19 protein-coding genes and 1 tRNA gene are annotated in these 22603 nt (G+C 74.2%); 10 read left to right on the top strand and 10 right to left on the bottom strand.

Translation table 11 applies throughout. The features are described from left to right. The first annotated feature begins 28 nt into the window (after positions 1-28). The gene (locus tag ACYVG5_RS16135) at positions 29-1213 is read left to right on the top strand and encodes an NAD(P)-dependent malic enzyme (RefSeq protein WP_222049116.1); all 1185 of its coding nucleotides are present in this window, start codon (positions 29-31) and stop codon (positions 1211-1213) included. Between the two features lie 19 nt (positions 1214-1232). On the opposite strand, the gene ACYVG5_RS16140 is transcribed toward ACYVG5_RS16135, so the two are convergent. The 7 genes from ACYVG5_RS16140 to ACYVG5_RS16170 all read right to left on the bottom strand — a co-directional run bounded on the left by ACYVG5_RS16140 (position 1233) and on the right by ACYVG5_RS16170 (position 9834). Further along, entirely contained in the window at positions 1233-2213 is a 981-nt protein-coding gene (locus ACYVG5_RS16140) for a 2-hydroxyacid dehydrogenase (RefSeq protein ID WP_460683341.1), read from the bottom strand. A gap of 25 nt (positions 2214-2238) precedes the next feature. After that, a complete protein-coding gene (locus ACYVG5_RS16145; RefSeq protein ID WP_222049117.1) occupies positions 2239-2952 on the bottom strand; it encodes a metal-dependent hydrolase in 714 nt (237 codons plus the stop codon). Between the two features lie 89 nt (positions 2953-3041). Then, positions 3042-3221 carry a DUF6104 family protein gene (locus ACYVG5_RS16150; RefSeq protein ID WP_222049118.1) on the bottom strand — a complete coding sequence of 60 codons (180 nt, stop codon included), beginning with the start codon at positions 3219-3221 and terminating at the stop codon, positions 3042-3044. Between the two features lie 20 nt (positions 3222-3241). Then, positions 3242-7111: a multifunctional oxoglutarate decarboxylase/oxoglutarate dehydrogenase thiamine pyrophosphate-binding subunit/dihydrolipoyllysine-residue succinyltransferase subunit gene (locus ACYVG5_RS16155; RefSeq protein WP_222049119.1), complete on the bottom strand. Its 3870-nt coding sequence runs from the start codon at positions 7109-7111 to the stop codon at positions 3242-3244. A gap of 152 nt (positions 7112-7263) precedes the next feature. Next, complete coding sequence (locus tag ACYVG5_RS16160; RefSeq protein ID WP_222049120.1) at positions 7264-8076, bottom strand: ankyrin repeat domain-containing protein; 813 nt, start codon at positions 8074-8076, stop codon at positions 7264-7266. Positions 8077-8128: 52 nt separating this feature from the next. Beyond that, positions 8129-8884 carry an ABC transporter permease gene (locus tag ACYVG5_RS16165; protein WP_222049121.1) on the bottom strand — a complete coding sequence of 252 codons (756 nt, stop codon included), beginning with the start codon at positions 8882-8884 and terminating at the stop codon, positions 8129-8131. Then, a complete protein-coding gene (locus ACYVG5_RS16170; RefSeq protein WP_460683342.1) occupies positions 8884-9834 on the bottom strand; it encodes an ABC transporter ATP-binding protein in 951 nt (316 codons plus the stop codon). The genes ACYVG5_RS16165 and ACYVG5_RS16170 overlap by 1 nt, the downstream gene beginning before the upstream one ends. Before the next feature lie 156 nt (positions 9835-9990). Here ACYVG5_RS16170 and ACYVG5_RS16175 point away from each other — a divergent pair, with 156 nt between their 5' ends. The 3 genes from ACYVG5_RS16175 to ACYVG5_RS16185 are packed head-to-tail and all read left to right on the top strand — an operon-like array spanning position 9991 to position 13277. Next, on the top strand, positions 9991-10446 hold the full coding sequence (locus ACYVG5_RS16175) for a universal stress protein (RefSeq protein WP_460683343.1): 456 nt from the start codon (positions 9991-9993) through the stop codon (positions 10444-10446). A gap of 50 nt (positions 10447-10496) precedes the next feature. After that, positions 10497-11609, top strand: a complete 1113-nt coding sequence (locus tag ACYVG5_RS16180) for an adenylate/guanylate cyclase domain-containing protein (protein WP_222049123.1) — start codon at positions 10497-10499, stop codon at positions 11607-11609. Positions 11610-11639: 30 nt separating this feature from the next. Continuing rightward, the gene (locus ACYVG5_RS16185; RefSeq protein WP_222049124.1) at positions 11640-13277 is read left to right on the top strand and encodes an ABC-F family ATP-binding cassette domain-containing protein; all 1638 of its coding nucleotides are present in this window, start codon (positions 11640-11642) and stop codon (positions 13275-13277) included. A gap of 82 nt (positions 13278-13359) precedes the next feature. On the opposite strand, the gene ACYVG5_RS16190 is transcribed toward ACYVG5_RS16185, so the two are convergent. The 3 genes from ACYVG5_RS16190 to ACYVG5_RS16200 form a co-directional block, all read right to left on the bottom strand. Beyond that, positions 13360-13431 (bottom strand) — tRNA-Arg (locus tag ACYVG5_RS16190). Positions 13432-13543: 112 nt separating this feature from the next. Then, positions 13544-14248 carry a DUF305 domain-containing protein gene (locus tag ACYVG5_RS16195; RefSeq protein WP_222049125.1) on the bottom strand — a complete coding sequence of 235 codons (705 nt, stop codon included), beginning with the start codon at positions 14246-14248 and terminating at the stop codon, positions 13544-13546. Next, a complete protein-coding gene (locus ACYVG5_RS16200; protein ID WP_222049126.1) occupies positions 14245-15078 on the bottom strand; it encodes a DUF3105 domain-containing protein in 834 nt (277 codons plus the stop codon). The genes ACYVG5_RS16195 and ACYVG5_RS16200 overlap by 4 nt, the downstream gene beginning before the upstream one ends. A 153-nt stretch (positions 15079-15231) precedes the next feature. On the opposite strand from ACYVG5_RS16200, the gene argS reads away from it, so the two are divergent. From argS to ACYVG5_RS16230, 6 genes are all read left to right on the top strand, one after another. Continuing rightward, positions 15232-16893 carry an arginine--tRNA ligase gene (gene argS / locus ACYVG5_RS16205; RefSeq protein WP_222049127.1) on the top strand — a complete coding sequence of 554 codons (1662 nt, stop codon included), beginning with the start codon at positions 15232-15234 and terminating at the stop codon, positions 16891-16893. Continuing rightward, on the top strand, positions 16890-18383 hold the full coding sequence (lysA, locus tag ACYVG5_RS16210) for a diaminopimelate decarboxylase (RefSeq protein WP_222049128.1): 1494 nt from the start codon (positions 16890-16892) through the stop codon (positions 18381-18383). The genes argS and lysA overlap by 4 nt, the downstream gene beginning before the upstream one ends. After that, positions 18380-19693 (top strand): homoserine dehydrogenase, encoded by a 1314-nt coding sequence (locus tag ACYVG5_RS16215; protein WP_222049129.1) that lies wholly within the window; start codon positions 18380-18382, stop codon positions 19691-19693. The genes lysA and ACYVG5_RS16215 overlap by 4 nt, the downstream gene beginning before the upstream one ends. Positions 19694-19698: 5 nt before the next feature. Next, positions 19699-20796 carry a threonine synthase gene (gene thrC, locus ACYVG5_RS16220; protein ID WP_222049190.1) on the top strand — a complete coding sequence of 366 codons (1098 nt, stop codon included), beginning with the start codon at positions 19699-19701 and terminating at the stop codon, positions 20794-20796. Between the two features lie 25 nt (positions 20797-20821). Beyond that, on the top strand, positions 20822-21763 hold the full coding sequence (gene thrB, locus ACYVG5_RS16225; RefSeq protein ID WP_460683344.1) for a homoserine kinase: 942 nt from the start codon (positions 20822-20824) through the stop codon (positions 21761-21763). A gap of 254 nt (positions 21764-22017) precedes the next feature. Continuing rightward, positions 22018-22603 (top strand): Rho termination factor N-terminal domain-containing protein (locus ACYVG5_RS16230; RefSeq protein WP_460683345.1); only part of this gene is annotated, 586 nt, incomplete at its 3' end.

Here is a 22603-nt window from a genome sequence, read left to right on the forward strand (position 1 = left end):
GTCAGCGGCTGCTCTATCCTGCGCACCCATGGAATCCGGGCCGAGTGACACCCCCGATCGTTTCGCCGACGACCCCGCCTTCGCGGTGCACGAGGGGGGCAAGCTCAGCGTGCGCGGCACGAGGCCGATCGCCTCGATCGAGGACCTCTCGCTGACCTACACCCCCGGCGTCGCCCGGGTGTCCAGCGCCATCGCCGCCGAGCCGGCGCTGGCCAAGCGCTTCACCTGGGCGCCGCGCGTGATCGCCGTCGTGTCCGACGGGACGGCGGTGCTCGGCCTCGGCGACATCGGGCCGGCCGCCTCCCTCCCGGTCATGGAGGGCAAGGCCTGCCTGTTCAGCGAGTTCGCCGGCCTCGACGCCGTCCCGATCGTGCTGGACACGAAGGACCCCGACCTGATCGTCGAGATCGTGGCCGCCCTGGCGCCGTCCTTCGGGGGCATCAACCTCGAGGACATCAGCGCCCCGCGCTGCTTCGACATCGAGGCCCGGCTGCGCGAGCGGCTGGACATCCCGGTCATGCACGACGACCAGCACGGGACGGCGATCGTCGTGCTCGCGGCGCTCCGCAACGCCGCCCGGGTCACCGGCCGGACGCTGGGTGACCTGCGGGTTGTCATCGCCGGGGCCGGAGCGGCCGGGGTCGCCGCCGCGAAGATGCTGCTGGAGGCCGGAGTCGGCGACCTGGCCGTGGCCGACTCCCGCGGCGTCCTGCACACCGGTCGGGACGACCTCACCGAGGTCAAGCGATGGATCGCCGAGCACACCAACCGGGCCGGGCTGGCCGGCAGCATGGTCGGGGCGCTGGACGGCGCCGACGTCTACATCGGGCTGTCCGGCGGCAGCGTCCCCGAGTCGGCGATCGCCTCGATGGCGGAGCGGTGCATCGTCTTCTCGCTGGCCAACCCCACGCCCGAGGTCGACCCCCAGATGGCGTCGCGGTACGCCGCCGTCGTCGCCACCGGCCGCAGCGATCTGCCGAACCAGATCAACAACGTGCTGGCCTTCCCGGGGGTGTTCCGCGGGGCGATCGACGCCGGTGCCACCGCGATCACCGAGGCGATGAAGCTGGCCGCGGCCACCGCGATCGCCGACGTGGTCGGCGACGACATCCGCCCCGACTACGTGGTGCCCAGCCCGCTGGACCGCCGGGTGGCCACTGCGGTCGCCGAGGCCGTGGCGGCCTGCGCCCGCCAGGAGGGCGTGACCGACTGAGGCGGGGGCCGGTGGTCGTTCACCCGACGGGGGTGACGGGCGGGCGGCCGGCCAGGGCGGCGGCCACGTTGCGCACGGCCAGCCGGCACATCACGCTGCGGGTCGCGGCGCCGGCGCTGGCCAGGTGCGGGGTCAGCACCACCTGCTCCAGGGCCAGCAGCCGCGGGTCGACGTGCGGCTCGTCCTCGAACACGTCGAGGGCGGCGCCACCCAGCCGCCCCTCGGTCAGCGCCCGGATCAGTGCGTCGGTGTCCACGACGCCGCCCCGGGCGGTGTTCACCAGCAGCGCCGCCGGGCGCATCCGGGCCAGCGCCGCGTCGTCGACGAGGTGGTGGGTCTCCGGCGTGAGCGGGCAGTGCAGCGTGACGACGTCGCTCTCGGCGAGCAGGTCGGGCAGCTCCCGGAACTCGACGGCGGCCCGCTCGGCATCGGTCAGCTCGCTCCGGGTGGGTGTGGCCAGCACGCGCAGGTCGAACGCCCGGGCCCGCCGGGCCACCGCCCGGCCGATCCGGCCGTAGCCCACGATGCCCAGCGTCGCGCCGGCCGAGAGATCGAGACCGGTCATCATCCGGGGCCCCCAGATCCAGGGTGTGCCGCGCCGCAGGAACCGGTCACCCTCGGCGATCCGGCGGGTCGCGGCGAGAACCAGGCCCATCGTGAGATCGGCGGTGGCGCCATCGAGCACCCCCGGGGTGTTGGTGACCAGGACGCCGCGCTCCCGGGCGGCGGCCACGTCGACGTTGTCGTAACCGACGGCGACGTTGGCCACCACCTGCAGGTCGGGGCCCGCGGCGTCGAGCACGGCGTCGTCGATCCGCTCGGTGAGCGTGCTCACCACCGCGACCGCCCCGGCGACGTCCCGGAGCATCTCCTCGCGGGTCGGTGGCTCCTCCCGGCCGACGACGAGCGGTCGGCCGAGGGCCTCGACCGCTGCCATCGCGTCGTCGGTCAGCAGCCGGGCGACGTAGACGTGCCCGGCAGGAGCAGCGGCGGCGGTCACACCGCAGGACGGTAGCGGGACCGGCTCAGCCGCGTTGGGCGAGCAGCCCCACGATCGGGTCCAGGGCGCCACGGGCGCCGGTGTTGAGGTAGAGGAAGGCCAGCGTCAGCACGCCGAACAGCGGGACGAGCACCACCTTCTCCACAGTTGCGCCGGTGCGCAGGTGGACCGGCGCCAGCCGGCTGCGCCGGATCAGCCAGAACAGCGGGACCGGCACGCCCTCCTTGGTCAGGAAGTCCCCGGCGATGTGCGCCAGCACGCCGACGGCGACCGCGCCGGGCAGCCAGACCGGGCCGGGGCTGTGGCCCAGGACCAGCCAGGCGCCGCCCCAGGAGAGGGCCAGGTTGCCGATGACGGTGTTCTCCGCCCGGCCGGGGATGACGAAGTGCAGCGCCCGCAGCGCCAGCCCGATGGCCAGGGCGAGCACCAGCAGGCTGGACCAGTACGCGCCGGATGCGGCCCAGGCGAGGAACGCGAAGACGACCGGCCCGAGCACGGCATCGTGGGTGCCCCAGCGGTGGCCGCGGGCGATGGTGCCGACGACCCCGGACGGCACGTCGGTGAGGGGCCCCCACATCCGGGAGATGGTCGATCCCTGCTGGTCGAGATCGGGCAGCATCGCGAACCCGCCGGCGGCGGCCACCCACGCTGCCTGGGCGACGGCGCCGTCCACCGGAGCCCAGGGGAGGGTCGCCGCACCGGCGGCCAGACCGGACAGTGCGTGAGAGTGACCGAGCACCCACCCAGGGTGCTGGGACGTCAGGCCCTGAGCAGGTAGGCGCGCGGTGACATGGCGATCCTGGCGGATCGCGATGTCACAGCACAGCCTCAATCCTCATCGTCCGTGCCTCCTCGCGCCAGCCAAGTGGCCAGCCGCTCGACCGGCACCTCGAAGTCGGGGTGCTCGTCGACGAAGGCCTGGAGCTGGTCGGCCAGCCAGGCGAGGGAGACCTCCTCCTCGCCCCGCCGGCCGGCCAGCTCCTCGATGCCGCGATCGGTGAAGTACACGGTGGCCTCGTCCAGGTGGGTCAGTCGGCGAAGGCCTGGGCGACGAGCTGACGCTGTTCGACCTCGTGCACCTTCGCCGAGCCGACCGCCGGGCTGGCCGATGCCTTGCGGGAGACCCGCCGCAGCGTCCGGTCGCCGGTGAGGTGCTCGGGCAGGTTGCAGGCCATGAACTGCCAGGCCCCCATGTTGGCCGGCTCCTCCTGCACCCACACGACGTCCGTCGCGTTCGGGTAGCGCTCGAGCGCCGCGACGATCTCCTCGGCGGGCAGCGGGTAGAGCTGCTCGACCCGCAGCACCGCGGTGTCGGCGGTGCCCGATGCCTCCCGCTGGGCGAGCAGCTCGTAGCTGATCTTCCCGCTGCACAGCAGCACCCGGTGGACGGCGGCGTCGTCGAGCGGCTCGCCGCCGACCCCCGGGTCGGGGAGTACCGGGCGGAACCGCTCCTCGGTGAAGTCCGCGACCGGGCTGACCGCAGCCTTGGCCCGCAGCAGGGACTTGGGCGTGAAGACGACCAACGGCCGGTGCACGTCGGAGAGCGCCTGGCGGCGGAGCAGGTGGAAGTAGTTCGCCGGGGTGGAGCAGTTGGCGACCGTCATGTTGTTCTCGGCCGACAGCTGCAGGAAGCGCTCGATCCGGCCGCTGGAGTGGTCGGGGCCCTGGCCCTCGAGGCCGTGCGGCAGCAGCAGGACGACGCCGGAGCGCTGCCCCCACTTGGCCTCGCCGCTGCTGATGAACTCGTCGATGACCATCTGCGCGCCATCGACGAAGTCACCGAACTGGGCCTCCCAGAGGACCAGTGCCTTGTCGTTGGCCACCGAGTAGCCGTACTCGAAACCGACGGCGGCGTACTCCGACAGCAGCGAGTCGTAGACGAAGAACTTCGCCTGCTCGTCGGTCAGGTGTGCTAGCGGCGTGTACTCCTCGGCCGTCTCCCGGTCGATGAGCACCGAATGGCGCTGCACGAAGGTGCCGCGCCGGGAGTCCTGTCCGGCCAGCCGGACGGTCACGCCCTGCATGAGCAGCGACCCGAAGGCCAGCAGCTCGCCCATGGCCCAGTCGACGCCGCCCTCGCTGGCCATCGCGGCCCGCCGCTCCAGCATCCGCTGCAGCTTGGGGTGCACGGTGAAGTCGGTGGGCAGCGAGACGTGCGCGTCGCCGATGGCCTTGAGGACCTCGGGGGTGATCGCCGTCTCCACCGTCGCCTCCTGGGGCGAGCGGGGGTCCATGACCGGCTCGGGGGTCGAGGAGTCCCGGGCGTCGTGGGTCTCGGCGAACGCCCGCTCGAGCTGCCCGCGGTAGTCCTTGAGCGCCTCCTCGGCCTCGGCGAGCGTGATGTCGCCGCGACCGACCAGCGCCTCGGTGTACAGCTTCCGGACCGAGCGCTTGCGGTCGATGATGTCGTACATCAGCGGCTGGGTCATCGACGGGTCGTCGCCCTCGTTGTGCCCCCGCCGGCGGTAGCAGACGAGATCGATGACGACGTCCTTCTTGAACTCCTGGCGGTAGTCGACGGCCAGCCGGGCCACCCGCACGCACGCCTCGGGGTCGTCGCCGTTCACGTGGAAGACCGGGGCGCCGATCATCCGGGCGACGTCGGTCGAGTACAGGCTCGACCGGGCCGCGGCCGGGCTGGTGGTGAAGCCCACCTGGTTGTTGATGACGACGTGCACGGTGCCGCCGGTGCGGTAGCCGCGCAGCTGGGAGAGGTTCAGGGTCTCCTGGACCACGCCCTGACCGGCGAACGCGGAGTCGCCGTGCAGCAGGACCGGCAGCACGGTGAAGCCGCCCTCGCCCTTGTCGATCATGTCCTGCTTGGCCCGCACGATGCCCTCGAGCACCGGGTTGACGGTCTCCAGGTGGCTGGGGTTGCTGGCCAGCGACACCGCGATGGTGCCCGTGCCCTCGGGGTGCTCGAAGGTGCCCTCGGCGCCCAGGTGGTACTTCACGTCACCGGAGCCCTGCACGGTGCCCGGGTCGATGTTCCCCTCGAACTCGCCGAAGATCTTGGCGTAGCTCTTGCCGAGCACGTTGGCGAGCACGTTGAGCCGGCCACGGTGCGCCATGCCGATGGCGACCTCCTCGAGGCCGTACTCGGCGGAGGAGACCAGCACCTCGTCGAGCAGCGGGATGACCGACTCGCCACCCTCGAGGCTGAACCGCTTCTGGCCGACGTACTTGGTCTGCAGGAAGGTCTCGAACGCCTCGGCGGCGTTGAGCCGGCCCAGGACGCGCTTCTGCTTGGCGCGGTCGGGGACGTCGTGCTTGACCTCGATGCGCTTCTGCAGCCACTGGCGCTCTTCGGGGTCGGTGATGTGCATGTACTCCACGCCGACGGTGCGGCAGTAGGAGTTGCGCAGCACGCCGAGGATGTCGCGCAGGGCCATCGTCCGCTCGCCGGCGAAGCCGCCGACCGGGAAGGGCCGGTCCAGGTCCCAGAGCGTCAGGCCGTGCTCGACGATGTCGAGGTCGGGGTGGGTGCGGACCTTGAACTCGAGCGGGTCGGTGTCGGCCATCAGGTGGCCGTTGCGCCGGTAGGCCTCGATGACCTCGATGACCCGGGCTTCCTTGTCGATCTGCCCCTCGCGGCTGGTCCGCCGGTCGGCCACCCAGCGGACCGGCTCGTAGGGGATCCGGAGCGAGCGGAAGACGTCGTCGTAGAAGCCGTCCTGGCCCAGCAGCAACTGGTGCATGCGGCGCAGGAAGTCGCCGGACTCGGCACCCTGGATGACCCGGTGGTCGTAGGTGGAGGTCAGCGTGATGATCTTCGAGACGGCCATCTCGGCGAGCGCCTCGGGGCTCATCCCCGAGAACTCGGCCGGGTAGTCCATCGCCCCGACGCCGACGATCGTGCCCTGCCCCGTGGTCAGCCGGGGCACCGAGTGGTTGGTGCCGATCGTGCCCGGGTTGGTCAGGCTGATCGTCGTGCCGGAGAAGTCGTCCATCGTGAGCTTGCCCGCGCGGGCCCGCCGGATGACGTCCTCGTAGCCGCCCCAGAAGGCGGCGAAGTCCATCGCGCCGGCCTTCTTGATGTTCGCCACGACCAGCGAGCGGGACCCGTCGGACTTGGGTAGGTCGATGGCCAGGCCGAAGTTGACGTGCTCGGGCTGCACCAGCGTGGGCTTGCCGTCGACCTCGGCGAAGGCGCTGTTCATGTTCGGGAAGTCGTCCAGCGCCCGGACCAGCGCGTAGCCGATCAGGTGGGTGAACGAGACCTTCCCGCCGCGGCTGCGCGCGAGGTGGTTGTTGATCACCACGCGGTTGTCGACCAGCAGCTTCGCCGGGACGGCGCGCACGCTGGTGGCGGTCGGCACCGTCAGCGAGGCGTTCATGTTCTTCACCACGCTGGCCGCCGCACCGCGCAGGGGCGTCCGTCTGGGTCCCGCGCTGTCGTCGGCCGGGGCGGTGGCGGCGGCCTTGGCGGCGGGCTTCGGGGCGGGCTTGGCGGCCGGCTCGGCCTTCGCGGCCGGTCGGGCCTGCGCCGCGCGATCGGCGGGCCTGGCCGCGACGGTGTCCTCGGACCGGGCATCCACCGCGGTGGCCCGCGAGGCGGGCGGCGGGGTGGCGGGGCGGGCCGGCGGGGTGGAGCTGGTCTCGGTCACGTCGGAGCTCACCTCGTCCGTAGGCGTCGGGGAGTCGTCGGTGGTGGCCGCGGGGGCGGCGGGCTCCGGCGAGCTCTCCGCGCCGGCCCCGCCGTCGGCGCGGTCGGCGCTGTCGGTCATCGGACTGCCGGGGCGGTAGTCGGCGAAGAACTCGTGCCACGCCTGGTCGACGCTCTCCGGATCGGCGAGGAACTGCTGGTACATCTCCTCGACCAGCCACTCGTTGGTACCGAAACCCGCCACCGATGAGGAGGAGGAGGCGGACTGCTGGGACGGGCTCACGCTTGACACGGGGTCGAGTGCCTTCTTCGTCGGTGGACGTCGTTGGACCAGGAACCGAGTCTAGACACTCGCCGTTCCCGTCGGTCGGTCCGGCGTGGGGTGCCGCGCGTGTGCGGGGTCACCGCGTCGCCGGTGCTGCGTGCGGTGGTGCGGACGACCGGTCAGTTGGTGGCGCCGGCGGTGACGAGCAGTTCGGTGAGCTCGTCGTGCCCGGTCGTCTGCCCGGTCGCCTCGGCGCGCCGCCGGGCGGCGGAGACCCGGCTGATGTCGAGCGGGCTGGCCCCGTCGCTGGTGGTCGCATTCACGTCCGCGCCGGCCGCCAGCAGCAGCCGGACGACGGCGACGGCGTCGCCACGCTCGGGTCCGGCCGCGACCGCCGCGTGCAGCGGGGTCCGTCCGGTGTCGGTGTCCCGCCGGTCGACCTGGGCACCGGCGGCCAGCAGGATCGTCACGACCTCCGGCCGGCAGGCCCAGGCCGCGGCGTGCAGCGCACCGGAGTCCGGGTCGGCGCCGCGGTCGAGCAGCAGCCGTACGGCGGGCGGAGAACCGCCGTACGCCGCCCAGGTGAGCAGGTCGACGTCGGCCGTCAGGTCCGTCAGCCGGGCACCGCCGTCCAGCTCACCGGCGAGCCGATCGGTGTCGCCGAGGAACGCGGCGGTCGCGGCGTCGACGGGTGCGCCCAGGGAACGCAGCAGGTCCACCAGATCGGGGGCGTGCTGCAGGGCCACGTGCAGCGGCGTGCGCCCACCCTCGGTGCGGGCGCTCACGTCCGCCCCGGCGGCGACCAGCTGGGACACCACCGGGGCGTGACCGGCGGCCACCGCCAGGTGCAGGGGTGTCCAGCCGCCCTGCCCGTTCCGTTCCACCGGCGTGGACACCAGCCGGGGTTGGGCGTCCAGCGCGTCGCGGACGGCCGGGACATCGCCCTGCGCGATCAGCCGGCTCAGGCGCTGCGCGGTCATGCGCGTGGTCATCGGTACGTCCCTCATCGGTCTGTGGGGTGGATGTCGGTGCCGGTCGCCGTGGTCAGACGACGTCGCGCCGGACGGCCAGGAGGGTGCCGAGCACGGCGGCCAGCAGACCGTAGCCGAGCAGTAGCAGCCCGCCCTGCCAGGCGGTGAGCAGATCGGGGCCTGCGAACGTGGCGGTCATCGCCTCCAGCGCCCCGCCGGGCAGCCACTTGTAGACCCCGGCCGTCGCCGGGATCGACCGGATGATCGGCTCGACGACGAAGAGGTAGACCAGCGAGCCGACGATCGCACCGACCTGGTTGCGGAACAGCGCGCCGAGGCCGACGCCGATGACCGCGTAGACGACCAGTGCCAGCCCCGAGCGGGCCAGCACGCCGAGATCGTCGGCATCCCATGCCGGGGCGGCGCCGCGGGCACCGGCGTGCAGCACCACGGTGAGCGTGGTCACCGCGACGACGGCGAGCGCGAACGGGGCCGCGGCCACGGCGTAGGCGAGCAGCTTGGCGATCACCACGTGGCCCCGCCGGGGGGTGGCCAGGAAGGTGGGGGTCGCCGTGCGGTGCCGGTACTCCTGGGTCGTCCCGATGATCCCGAGGATCAGGGTCAGCACGGTGACGTTGGCCGGGACGGCGAACGCCAGCTGTTCGTACTGGCTGCTGCCGACCGGCGGGATGCCGCTCTGCGGGTTGCCGGCGAAGGCGGTGAGCAGCACCGCGAACCCGACCGAGAGCAGGCAGGAGGCCAGCAGGAGCCCCAGCCAGACCCGGGTGGTGAGCAGCTTGGTCCACTCCGACCGCACCAGCCGGCCCATCAGGAGGCCGCCTGCCGGTCGGTGGCGTCCGCGCTGCCGGCGGCCGCGAACTGCTCCTGGCCGGCGGTGAGCCGGAAGTACAGCTCCTCCAGGCCGGTGCTGTGCGCCCGCAGCTCGTGCAGCTCGATCCCCGAGGCGAACGCCCGGGAGCCCACCTCGGCCGCGGTCAGCCCGGTGACGGTGAGGGCCTCGGTCCCGGTCGCCTCGACCGGGACGCCGGCGGCGGTCAGCTCCTGCGCGAGCCGGCCGGCCTCCGGGCTGCGGACCAGCACCGTGCCCGCCCCGTCGGCGTCCGCACCGGCGCGCAGCTGGGTGAGCGAGCCCTCGCGCACCAGCTTGCCCGCCCCGACGATGACCACCCGGTCGGCGGTCTGGTCGACCTCCGCGAGCAGGTGGCTGCTGACCAGGACGGTGCGCCCCTCGGCGTGGGCGAGGTGGCGGAGGAACCCGCGCAGCCACTGGATGCCCTCGGGGTCCAGCCCGTTGGCGGGCTCGTCGAGAACGAGCACCGCCGGGTCGCCCAGCAGCGCCGTCGCCAGCCCCAGCCGCTGGCGCATGCCCAGGGAGTAGCCGCCGGCCTTCCGGCCGCCGGCCGGGCCGAGGCCGACCTGGTCGAGGACCTCGTCGGCGCGGCGGAGGGGGAGCCCGGCGGCCCGGCAGTAGACGCGGAGGTGGTTGCGGCCGCTGCGGGCCGGGTGGAACGCCGTCTCCAGTACCGCCCCGACCCGGCGGAGCGGATCGGGCAGGTCGGCGTACCGGATGCCGTTGAAGGTGGTGGTCCCGGCGTCCGGTGTGACCAGGCCCAGCGCCATCCGCAGGGTGGTGGTCTTGCCCGCGCCGTTGGGCCCGAGGAAGCCGGTCACCTGCCCGGGGGCGACGGTGAAGCTCAGGTCGTCGACCGCCCGCACCGGGCCGAAGGTCTTGCTGAGCCCGCGGACCTCGACCTGCACGGGATCGCGGGTGGTGCCGACGCTGTTGATCGGATGCCTCCTCCCTCACCCGGTCGCCCGGGCGGTCGGACCATCCAAGCGCACCAGCGGGCTCGGCGGGGAGGGGTGCGTGACCATGGGCACACCCCTGGCCGGTGGTTGGTAGGTTCCCGCACCGTGAGCGCCTATCGCACGGTCGTCGTCGGTACCGACGGCTCGCCCTCGTCCCTGCGCGCGGTCGCCCGGGCCGGAGCGCTCGCCGGCGCATGCGGCGCCCGACTGGTCCTCGCCTGCGCCTACGAGCCGGCCGAGGAGGCCCGCGACGTCCGGCGGGCCCAGGAGGCGCTCGGCCCGGACGCGGCCCGGCTCGACGTCGCCTCGCACGCCGAGGACGTCCTGCGCGGCGCCCTGGCCCATGCCCGGGAGGCCGGTGCGGTCGACGTCCAGCCCGTCCCGGTGGCCGGCCCACCGGCGGAGGCGCTGATGGACCTGGCCGACCGGGAGCAGGCCGACCTCATCGTCGTCGGGAACCGCGGGCTCAACACCCTCAAGGGCCGGCTGCTGGGCTCGGTGCCCTCCGAGGTCACCCGCCGGTCGGAGATCGACGTCCTCGTCGTGCACACCACGGGCTGACCGACCCCTCCGGTGCGGGAGCCGAATGGCTGCGCCGTGCAGACGAGCACATGACCGGCGGAGATGCGGAGGAGCCGGAGGAGCTGCTGGAGGAGCTCCTCCTGGGTGGCCGACGCCGCTACACCCGGCTGGACGTGGCCCGGCTCGCCGGGCTGCCGGCCGAGCGCACGCAGCGGCTGTGGCGCGCCCTGGGCTTCGCCGACGTCCCCGACGAGGCCGTCGTCTTCACCGACGCCGATGTCGCCGCGCTGGGCCGGCTGCGGGAGCTGATCGACTCCGGCTTCGTCGACGCCACCACCGAGGCCTCCATCGCCCGCGCGATCGGCCAGTCGCTGTCCCGGCTGGCCGACTGGCAGACCGACATGCTCGCCGCCGCGCTGGCCGGGTCGGCCGACCCGGCGGGCGATCCGCAGACGGACGCCGCCGGCGTGGGCCGCGTGGTCGACGCCACCGAACGGCTGCTGCCGGTGATGCGTGACCTGCAGCACTACGTCTGGCGGCGGCACCTGGCGGCCAACGCCGGGCGGCTGCTGCCCAGCCACCGTCAGCAGGTCGACCGCCGCGACCTCGCCGTCGGCTTCGCCGACCTGGTGGGCTACACCACCCGCAGTCGAGGCATGGGGGGCCGCGAGCTCGGTGCCATGGTCGAGGACTTCGAGGGCCTGGCCGCCGACGTGATCGCCCGGCACCGCGGCCGGGTGGTCAAGACCGTCGGGGACGGTGTGCTGTTCACCTGCGCCGTCCCCGTGGACGCGGTCGAGATCGCCCTGCAGCTGCCCGAGCGCTGGGCCGCCGCCGACCGCCCGCCGCTGCGGGTGGGCGCCGCGTACGGGCGGGTGCTGACCCGGCTGGGCGATGTCTACTCACCCGTGGTGAACCTGGCCAGCCGGCTGACCGCGGTCGCCCGGCCCTCGACGGTGCTGGTCGACGAGGCGCTGGCCCGTCACCTGCGGGGAGTGCGCGCCTACCGGGTGCGGCCGCTGAGCCGGGTCTCGGTGCGCGGCTACGACCAGCTGCAACCCTGGCTGGTGCGCCGCGCCACACCGGCCGACGAGGAGGGCGCGGGCATGCACGCCCTGGAGGACCTGCTCGACGAGATCGCCGACGAGGTGCTCGACCCCACCGAGGCGCCGGCGTCGGAGGGCCCGCCACCCGCGTCCTGACCGGCCGGTGGCGGTCGGCACGATGAGCGGGTGTCCGCGACCCTCCTCGCCCGTGGGCTGGCCGCCGGCCACGGCGTCCGAGCCCTCTTCTCCGACCTCGACCTCGTCGTCGCCCCCGGTGACGTGGTCGGCCTCGTCGGGGTCAACGGCGCCGGGAAGTCGACCCTGCTGCGAACCCTCGCCGGGCTGCTGCCGCCGGAGTCCGGTGCGGTGTCACTGAGCCCGCCGACGGCCACCGTCGGCTACCTGCCCCAGGAGGCCGAACGGCGGCCCGGCGAGACGGTGGTCGACGCGCTGGCCCGGCGCACCGGCGTCGCCGATGCCCAGCGGGCCCTCGACGACGCGACCGAGGCGCTGACCGCGGGTGCGCCCGGCTCCGACGACGCCTACGGCGACGCGCTGGAACGGTGGCTGGCACTGGGGGGCGCCGACCTGGCCGAGCGCGCGGAGGAGGTGCTGGCGTCGGTGGCTGCCGGCGTGGCGCCGACCGCGCCGATGACCGGCCTGTCCGGCGGGCAGGCGGCCCGGGTCGGGCTGGCCTCGCTGCTGCTGAGCCGCTACGACGTGCTGCTGCTCGACGAACCCACCAACGACCTGGACCTGGCGGGTCTCGAGCAGCTGGAGCGCTTCGTCACCGGGCTGCGGACCGGAGTGGTGCTGGTCAGCCACGACCGCGAGTTCCTGGCCCGCACGGTCACCCGGGTGGTCGAGCTGGACCTGGCCCAGCAGTTGGTCCGGGTGCACGACGGTGGTTACGAGGCCTACCTCGTCGAGCGCGAGGTGACCCGCCGGCACGCCCGCGAGGACTACGAGGAGTACGCCGACACCCGGGCCGGACTGGAGGGCCGGGCGCGGATGCAGCGCAATTGGATGGCCAAGGGCGTGCGCGACTCGATCAAGAAGTCCAAGGACGGTGACAAGCACGTCAAGGCCCGCGACCGGGCGTCCTCGGAGAAGCAGGCCGCGAAGGCCAGGCAGACCGAGCGGCGCATCGAGCGGCTCGAGGTGGTCGAGGAGCCCCGCAAGGAGTGGCAGCTGCAGATGGAGATCGCGGCGGCGCCACGGGCCGGTGCGGTGGTGGCCACCCTGCGCGGCGCGGTCGTGCGGCACGGGGACTTCCGGCTCGGGCCGGTCGACCTCCAGGTGGACTGGGGTGACCGGCTGGCGATCACCGGCGCGAACGGTGCGGGCAAGACGACCCTGCTGGCGGCCCTGCTCGGCCGGGAGACCCTCGCCGAGGGCTCGGCGGCGCTGGGCTCCGGCGTCCGGCTGGGGGAGGTCGACCAGGTGCGGGGGCTGTTCCTGGGGGACGAGCCACTGGCCGAGGCGTTCGGCGCCGTGGTGCCCGATCTGCCCGACCCCGACGTGCGCACCCTGCTGGCCAAGTTCGGGCTGCGGGCCGACCACGTGGTGCGGCCGGCCGGCACGCTGTCGCCGGGAGAACGGACCCGGGCGGCGCTGGCGCTCCTGCAGGCCCGCCGGGTGAACGTGCTCGTCCTGGACGAGCCGACCAACCACCTGGACCTGCCGGCGATCGAGCAGCTGGAGCAGGCGCTGGCCGACTACGCCGGCACGCTGCTGCTGGTGACCCACGACCGCCGGATGCTCGAGGTGGTCCACACGACCCGGCAGCTCGTGGTGGCCGGGGGGCAGGTGACCGAGATCTGAGCCCCGGCCCGGGGACGACGACGCCCGCCGGGCCGAGGGGCCGGGCGGGCGGTGTCGGTGTCGCGGCGAGCCCGGGCGTGGGTGCCCCCGGCAGGATTCGAACCTGCGCCCCTGCCTCCGGAGGGCAGTGCTCTATCCCCTGAGCTACGGGGGCTCTGGACCGCTGTGGTGCTGGTGGTGGGTGCTGGTGGTGCTCGTTCCGGCCCCGCTCTCGCGTGGCGCGGATGGCACGTTACCAGCCGGGCGACCTGCGCCCGGCGGGGGGCTCAGGGGGCCGGCAGCGGCGTGCCCCCGCGCTCCCGGATCATCGCCTCCATCGTGGTCGTCTCCGCGGCCTGGGTCGCGGCGATCGACTCCGCCAGGCGCTGGACGGCGGGCACCGTGGCGTGGTCCCGTGCGTACTCGGCCATCTCGAGACCACCTTGGTGGTGGCGGGTCATCAGCTGCAGGAACCGCACGTCGAAGGCGGTCCCGGACAGCTGCCGGAGCTCGGCGAGCTCCGTCTCGGTGGCCATGCCGGGCATGATCGCGCCGTCCGCCACGGCCGCGTCGTGGCCCGCGTGGTCCATGGAGTGCTCCATCGCACCGCCCATCCAGGCCATCACCTCACCGTCCGTGCGCGGCAGGTCCCACAGCGACAGCCAACCCTGCATCCGGCCGAGCTGGTTGGTCTGCGTGGCGGAGATGTCGAAGGCCAGCTGCCGCACCTCGGCGTCCTCGGTGCGCAGCAGGGCGAGGTTGGCCATCTCCACCGCCTGCCGGTGGTGCAGGGCCATGTCGCGGGCGAAGCCCGCCTCGACCGAGTCGCTGGCCGGTGGCCCGGTGCGGCCGATGCCCAGAGCCACGGTCAGGCCACCGCCGGCCAGCAGCAGCCCGACGGCGATGACCACGGACAGGCCGACGGTCAGCCACCGGTTGCCGCTGCGCCCGCCTGGTCGGCCGGTCGTCGCGGCGCTGTCGGGATCGGTCACGGGGCCGGGGTGGTGCTCTCGGCCGCGGGGGTCGGGGTGGTCGGTGCGTCGGTCGGGACGTCGGCCGAGCCGGCCGCCCGGCTGGCGTCACCGGCGACCAGCGGGTCGGCGATGAACGTCGGGTTCTCGCAGCTGGCGCCGACCTCGGGGTAGAACTCGTCGTTGTACGTCATGAAGTCCGCGTACTGCTCGACCCGCTCGTCGGTGGCCGAGTCGACCGTCAGCTGGTGGTTCCACGACTGCAGGCTGATCGGCGCGGACTGGCCCTCGTACGGCGAGAGCATGAGGCCCGAGGTGCCGTCGACGAGGTCGGCCAGGACCTGCACGCCGTCCTCGTCCACCTGCGCCGGGTCGTAGGTGATCCAGGTCGCGCCGTGCTCCATGGAGTGCACGGCGTTCTCGTGCCGGATGTCGACGTCGTAGACCGTGCCGGTGCAGTCGGCCCACTCGTAGTCGTGCGGTCCGCCGACCGGCGGGGTCTGCTCGTAGGCGACCGGCGTGGTCACGTGCTCCTGCCCGGCGGCGTAGTCGAACGTCTGCAGCCCCGCGATCTGGTCGGCGGCGGTGACCCGGCCCTCGTTGGCCTCGTTCACCTGTACGACGGCGTAGCCGATGACCGCGACGGCGAAGACCACGACGACGATCGCGCCGATGATCATGCCCCACGGCCGCTGCGGGCTCACCACGTCGACCGGGGGCCGGGTCCGGCCCTTGCCGCCGGCCGGTGCCCGGGAGGCGCCGCCCGGGCGCTTCCCGCCGGCGCCGGCGGACCCCCCTCGGGAAGCGCCGCCGGGCGGGCGGCCGTTCTCGGGCTTGGGGTCCTTGGCCACTGCCACTCCTCGTTGCCGGGCGCACGCGCCACCGACCGTCTGCGTGCCGTGCCGGCAGGGGGCCGGGACAGCGGGAGCGAGTGTAGGTCGCTGACCTGTGCCCTCCCTGGCACCGAGCCCGGGCCGGGCCGGGTGGATCAGTACGCTCGTGCGGTGACACCCGAGCAGCTGCGCGACGTCGTCCGGTCCGCGGTAGCCGCGGCCGTGGAGGGCGGGACCCTTGCGGTCGCCGTTCCGGACGACGTCGTGATCGAGCGACCGAAGAACCCTGAGCACGGCGACTACGCCACCAACGTGGCCCTCCGGCTCGCCAAGGGCGCCGGTCGCCCGCCGCGCGAGGTGGCCGAGGTGCTGGCCGGCCGGCTGCGCGAGCACCCGGGGATCGCGACCGTCGACGTGGCCGGACCGGGCTTCCTCAACGTGACGTTCGCCTCGGGCGTGCTGGGCGCGATCGCCGTCGACGCGGTCACGGCGGGGGAGGGCTACGGGCGCACCGAGGTGCTGGCCGGTCAGCGGCTGAACCTGGAGTTCGTCTCGGCCAACCCGACCGGGCCGGTGCACATCGGCGGCACCCGGTGGGCCGCGGTCGGCGACGCGCTGGGTCGGCTGCTGACGGCCAGCGGCGCGCAGGTCACCCGCGAGTACTACTTCAACGACGCCGGCGCCCAGATCGACCGGTTCGCCGGCAGCCTGCTGGCCGCGGCGCACGGCGAGCCGGTGCCCGAGGACGGGTACGCCGGGAACTACATCGGCGAGATCGCCGGGCAGGTCGTCGCGGCCGAGCCCGGAATCCTGGAGCTGCCGGTGGCCGAGCAGCAGGAGCGGTTCCGGGTGCTCGGGGTCGAGCTGATGTTCGCCGAGATCAAGCGGACGCTGGCCGACTTCGGCGTCGTCTTCGACGTCTACTTCAGCGAGCGGACGCTGCACGAGACCGGCGCGCTGGAGAAGGCGATCGGCCGGCTGCGTGAGCAGGGCCACGTCTACGAGGCCGACGGCGCGGTCTGGCTGCGCACCACCACGTTCGGCGACGACAAGGACCGGGTGCTGGTCAAGAGCGACGGCGAGACGACGTACTTCGCCGCCGACTGCGCCTACTACCTCGACAAGCGCGAGCGCGGCTTCGACAAGGTCGTGATCATGCTGGGGGCCGACCACCACGGTTACATCGGCCGGTACAAGGCGCTGGTGGCGGCGTTGGGCGACGACCCGGACACCAACCTGGAGATCCTGATCGGTCAGCTGGTCAACCTGCTCCGGAACGGCGAGCCGCTGCGGATGAGCAAGCGGGCCGGCACCGTCGTCCTGCTGGAGGACCTGGTGGAGGCGGTGGGCGCCGACGCCGCCCGCTACGCGCTGGCCCGGGCGTCGGTCGACCAGCAGATCGACCTGGACCTGGACCTGTGGAGCCGGCAGACCAACGACAACCCGGTCTTCTACGTCCAGTACGCCCACGCCCGGATCTCCTCGCTGCTGCGCGGCGCGGCCGATCTGGGGCTGGCGCTCGGTGCGGCCACCGACGTCGAGACCGGGCAGCTGGCGCACGCCCGGGAGAGCGACCTGCTCCGGGCCATCGCGGAGTTCCCGCGGGTGCTCTCCGGCGCCGCCGAGCTGCGCGCCCCGCACCGGGTGGCCCGCTACCTGGAGGAGCTGGCCGGCACCTACCACCGCTTCTACGACTCCTGCCGGGTGCTGCCACGCGGCGACGAGGAGGCCACACCTGTGACCACTGCCCGGCTCTGGCTGTGCGCGGCCACCGCCACCGTCCTGCGCAACGGCCTGGCCGTGCTCGGCGTGCACGCCCCGGAGCGGATGTGAGGGCGCACCCCGCGGGGCCGATGCACGGCAACATCGCCCCGCCGGCGGCCGCCGGGCCCGCCCCGGCCGACCTCGGCGCCCTCGACCCGCAGGTCTGGCCGCGCTCGGCCCGCCGCGTGGACGGCGAGCTGCAGCTGGGTGGCCGCCCGGTCACCGACCTGGCGCGCGAGCACGGGACGCCGCTGTTCGTGCTCGACGAGGGCGACTTCCGCGGCCGCGCCGCCGACTTCGCCGACGCCTTCGCCGGCGCCGACGTGCACTACGCCTCCAAGGCGTTCCTCTGCGGGCAGGTCGCCCGGTGGATCGCCGAGGACGGCCTGCACCTGGACGCGTGCAGCGGCAACGAGCTGGCCCTGGCGCTGGCCGCCGGCTTCCCGGCCGAGCGGATCGCCCTGCACGGGAACAACAAGTCCCTGGTCGAGCTGCAGCTGGCCGTCGACGCCGGCATCGGCCACGTCGTACTGGACTCCTTCGACGAGATCGACCGGCTGGCGCCGCTGGCCGCTGGCCGGGTCGCCGCCGGCGGGGCGCCGGTGCCGGTGCTGATCCGGTCCACGGTCGGCATCGAGGCGCACACCCACGAGTTCATCGCCACCGCCCACGAGGACCAGAAGTTCGGTTTCTCGCTGGCCACCGGCGATGCCCTGGCCGCGGCCGTGCGGGTCTGCGACTCCCCGGCGCTGGAGCTGGCCGGGCTGCACAGCCACATCGGCTCGCAGATCTTCGACACCGCCGGGTTCGAGGCCGCCGCGCACCGGGTGGTCGGGCTGATGGGCGACGTGCGCGACGCCACCGGCCGGGTGCTGCCCGAGCTGAACCTGGGCGGCGGCTTCGGCATCGCCTACCTGCCCGACGACGACCCGGTCGCAGCCGGGGACGTCGCGGCCAGGCTGCGCGCCGTCGTGGCGGCCGAGTGCGCCGAGCTCGGCCTGCCGGTCCCGCGGCTGGCCGTCGAGCCCGGCCGGGCGATCGCCGGCCCGGGCACCGTCACCCTGTACGAGATCGGCACGATCAAGCCCGTGCGGCTGGGTGCCAGCGGCGCGCCGGGCACCCCGCTGGTGCGCAACTACGTCTCGGTGGACGGCGGGATGAGCGACAACATCCGCACCGCCCTCTACGACGCCAGCTACACCTGCGTGCTGGCCAACCGGCACTCCGACGCCCCGCCCGCGCTCTGCCGGGTGGTGGGCAAGCACTGCGAGAGCGGCGACATCCTGGTCCGCGACCTGTGGCTGCCCTCGGACGTGCAGCCCGGCGACCTGCTCGCAGTGGCCGCCACCGGGGCCTACTGCTGGTCGATGGCGAGCAACTACAACTACCTGCTCAAGCCCCCGGTGGTCGCCGTCCGGGACGGCGTCGCCACCGAGCTGGTCCGACGGCAGACACTGTCCGACGTGTTCGCCCTCGACGCCGTCCTCGCCGACGTGCCCGCGCCCTCGCCAGCGATCGACCAGCCGGCCCCCGAGCACGCCGCCGGAGCCCGGTCATGAGCGCGCCGCTCAAGGTCGCGCTGCTGGGCTGCGGCACGGTGGGCAGCGCGGTGCTGCGGCTGCTGTCCGAGCAGGCCGCGGACCTCACGGCCCGGATCGGCCGGCCGGTGGAGGTCGCCGGCGTCGCGGTGCGCCGGCCCGACCGGCACCCGGAGGTGCCCGCCGAGCTGCTCACCACCGACGCGCACACGCTCGTCACCCGACCCGACGTCGACCTGGTGGTCGAGGTGATCGGCGGCATCGAGCCGGCCCGCACCCTGCTGCTGGCCGCGATGGCGGCCGGCAAGTCGGTGGTGAGCGCCAACAAGGCGCTGCTGGCCGACGAGGGCGTGACCCTGCACACCGCCGCCGCCGACGCCGGGGTGGACCTCTACTACGAGGCCGCCGTCGCCGGGGCGATCCCGTTGCTGCGCCCGCTGCGGGAGTCGCTGGCCGGTGACCAGCTGCGCCGGGTGGTGGGGATCGTCAACGGCACGACCAACTACATCCTGTCCTCGATGGCCGAGACCGGTGCCGGGTTCGGTGAGGCGCTGGCCGAGGCGACCGAGGCCGGGTACGCCGAGGCCGACCCCACCGCCGACGTCGACGGGTTCGACGCCGCCGCCAAGGCCGCGATCCTCGCCTCGCTGGCGTTCCACTCCGCGGTGCACGCCTCGGACGTGTACCGGGAGGGCATCTCGGCGGTCTCGGCCACCGACGTCGCCCGGGCCGCGGAGATCGGCTGCACGGTCAAGCTGCTGGCCATCTGCGAGCGGGTGCCGTCGAGCACCGGCTCGCCCACCCACCCCACGGGCGATTCCATCGCCGTCCGCGTGCACCCGGCGATGATCCCGACCTCGCACCCGCTGGCCGCGGTCAACGGGGCCTTCAACGCGGTGTTCGTCGAGGCCGAGGCGGCCGGGCAGCTGATGTTCTACGGGCAGGGGGCCGGCGGCGAGCCGACCGCGAGCGCGGTGCTCGGCGACCTGGTCGCCGTCGCCCGCAACCGGGTGTCCGGGGTGGCCGGCCCGAACGCGACCGGCTACGCCGCACTGCCGACCCGGCCGATGGCCGAGACGCCCACCCGGTACCACGTGAGCCTCGACGTGGCCGACAAGCCGGGCGTGCTGGCCACCGTGGCCCAGGAGTTCGCCGCCCAGGGGGTCAGCATCGCCACCGTCCGGCAGGACGGGCACGGCGACGCCGCGACCCTCGTCATCGTCACCCACTCCGCTCCCGACGCCGCGCTCGCGGCGACCGTGGAGCGGCTGCGCGGGATGGCCGCCGTCCGGGGTGTCACCAGCGTGCTGCGTGTGGAGGGATTGGCGTGAGCGAGATGCAGCGACCGACCGCGGGGGTGCCCGCCGCGTCGCCGTACTGGCCGGGGCTGATCGAGGCCTACCGGGACCGGCTGCCGGTGGGCCCGGACACCCCGGTGGTGACGCTGCAGGAGGGCGCCACCCCGCTGGTGCCCGCCCTCGAACTGTCCCGCCGCACCGGCTGCGACGTCTGGCTCAAGGTCGAGGGTGCCAACCCGACCGGGTCGTTCAAGGACCGCGGGATGACCATGGCGATCACCAAGGCGGTGGAGGAGGGGGCGCAGGCGGTCATCTGCGCCTCGACCGGCAACACCAGCGCCAGCGCCGCGGCCTACGCCGCGCGCGCCGGGCTGATCTGCGCCGTCCTCGTGCCGCAGGGGAAGATCGCCACCGGCAAGCTGGCCCAGGCGCTGGTGCACGGCGCGAAGCTGCTGCAGGTCGAGGGCAACTTCGACGACTGCCTGGCGTTGGCCAGCAAGCTGGCCATCGACTACCCGGTGAGCCTGGTCAACAGCGTGAACCAGTACCGCATCGAGGGGCAGAAGACGGCGGCGTTCGAGATCGTCGACGTCCTCGGGGACGCTCCGGACGTGCACTGCCTGCCGGTCGGCAACGCCGGCAACATCACCGCCTACTGGCAGGGCTACCGCGAGTACTGCACCACGTCGGCGGCCCCCGGCCCGGCCACCCGCACCCCGCGGATGTGGGGCTTCCAGGCCGCGGGCGCTGCGCCGATCGTCACCGGCCAGGTCGTGGATTCCCCGAGCACGATCGCCACGGCCATCCGGATCGGCAACCCGGCGTCCTGGACCAAGGCGCTGGATGCCCGGGACTCCTCCGGAGGGCGGATCGACGCGGTCACCGACCGGGCGATCCTGGCCGCCTACCGGCTGCTGGCCCGCACCGAGGCCGTCTTCGTGGAACCGGCGTCGGCCGCCTCGGTGGCCGGGCTGCTGCAGGTGGCGGCGGCCGGCGGGCTCGAGCCGGGCCAGCGAGTGGTCTGCACGGTCACCGGCAACGGACTCAAGGACCCGGAGTGGGCCATCTCCGGCGCCCCGGCGCCGGTCACCATCCCGGTCGACGCGGCCGCTGCGGCCGCGCAGCTCGGTCTCTGACCCCGTGGTCCCTCCCGTGCGGGCCGTGCGCGTCCGCGTGCCGGCGACCAGTGCCAACCTCGGGCCCGGGTTCGACTGCGCCGGCCTCGCGCTGTCCTGCTGGGACGTCCTCGACGTCGCCGTGACCGACGGCGGGCTCACCGTCGAGGTCGCCGGCGCCGGCGACGGCGACCTCCCCACCGACGAGACCCACCTGGTCGTCCAGGCCTTCCGGGCCGCCTGCGCCGAGCTGGGCTGGACGCCGGCCGGGCTGCACCTGTCGGCCCGCAACGGCATCCCGCAGGGCCGTGGGCTGGGCTCGTCGGCCGCCGCGGTCACCGCCGGTGTGCTGGCGGCCTGGGCGCTGTGCCCCGACGTGCCCGCGGTGGACGATGCCGCGGTGCTCCGGCTGTGCTCGGCGCTGGAGGGCCACCCCGACAACGTCGCCGCCTGCCTCCTGGGCGGTGCGACGCTGTCCTGGACGACGCCCACCGGGGCGCGGGCCGCGCGGCTGTCGGTCGCCCCCCGGATCGCCCCGGTGCTCTTCGTGCCCGACGCCACGCTGTCCACCTCGGTAGCCCGGGGGTTGCTGCCCGCCGTGGTGCCGCACGCCGACGCTGCGCACGCGGCCGGCCGGGCGGCGCTGCTGGTGCACGCCCTGACCCGCGACCCGGCGTTGCTGTTCGAGGCCACCGAGGACCGCCTGCACCAGACCCAGCGGGCCGCGGCGATGCCGGAGAGCGCGGCGTTGCTCGGGGCCCTGCGCGCCGAGGGGCACGCGGCGGTGGTGTCCGGCGCCGGCCCCACGGTGCTGGTGCTGAGCCCGCTGGAGGACGACGAGCACCTCGGCGACCCGGCCTCGGCAGCCCGGGTGCGGGCCGTGCGGGACCGCACGCCGCCGGGATGGCGCTGCCTGCCGCTGCAGGTCGACGCGGTCGGCGCGATGGTGCGCCCGAGCACCGACGATCACGATGCGGTATCGTTCTAGCCGCCTGGAACGCACCGGTGGCAGACGGTGTTGTGGGCATTGTCGGCCTGTGTCTAGGCTGACGTCGTAGCCGCCTCCGGGCGTGCCTCACGCGGGGCGTTGCAGCCGTGCGATCCGTCGCCGCTCATCCTCGCCTCGCATCCACAGACCCGCGTCCCCGATGGCGCCCGCAGCCCTGACCCTGGGCCGCGTCGTCCGGGCCGGGTCACCTCCTGCGCTGGTAGGCGCAGGTCACCGCAGGGAAGGACCTGTACGTGAGCGAGACCACCGACCTCGTCGACGTCGCGAGCGACGCGACCCCGTCGACCGGGGGAGCTGCCGATGCCGGAGCTGCCCGCTCCCGCCGCCGTGGCAGCGGACTGTCCGGCATGCTGCTGCCCGAGCTGCAGCGACTCGCCGGCGAGCTGGGCATCCCCGGCACGGCGCGCATGCGCAAGAGCGACCTGATCGCGGCCATCTCCGAGCGCCAGGTGAGCGGCACCGCCGGCACCACCGCCCCGTCCGTGCCGACGCCGCGCACCGACCGGGCTCCGGACGCCGGCACCGCGCCGTTGGAGGCACCGGTGAGCGGAGGCGGCAACAGCGCCCCGGTCACCGCCCCGTCCACGGGCACCGACACGCCCGCCGACGCCGCGCCGTCCAAGGGCAGCGCCCGGGCCGACGAGAGCGCCCCGGCGAACGAGAGCGCCCCGGTCAACGGGAGTACCCCGGAGGCCAGCGGGAGTACCCCCGAGGTCGGTGTGCGCCGCCGGCGCACCGCCAGCCGGCCGGCCGGCGCGCCCGCCGCCGCCCCCACCGACGCAGCTGCCGCCGACACCGCCCCGGCGGCCCCGGCGGCAA

Source organism: Modestobacter lapidis (assembly GCF_054780755.1).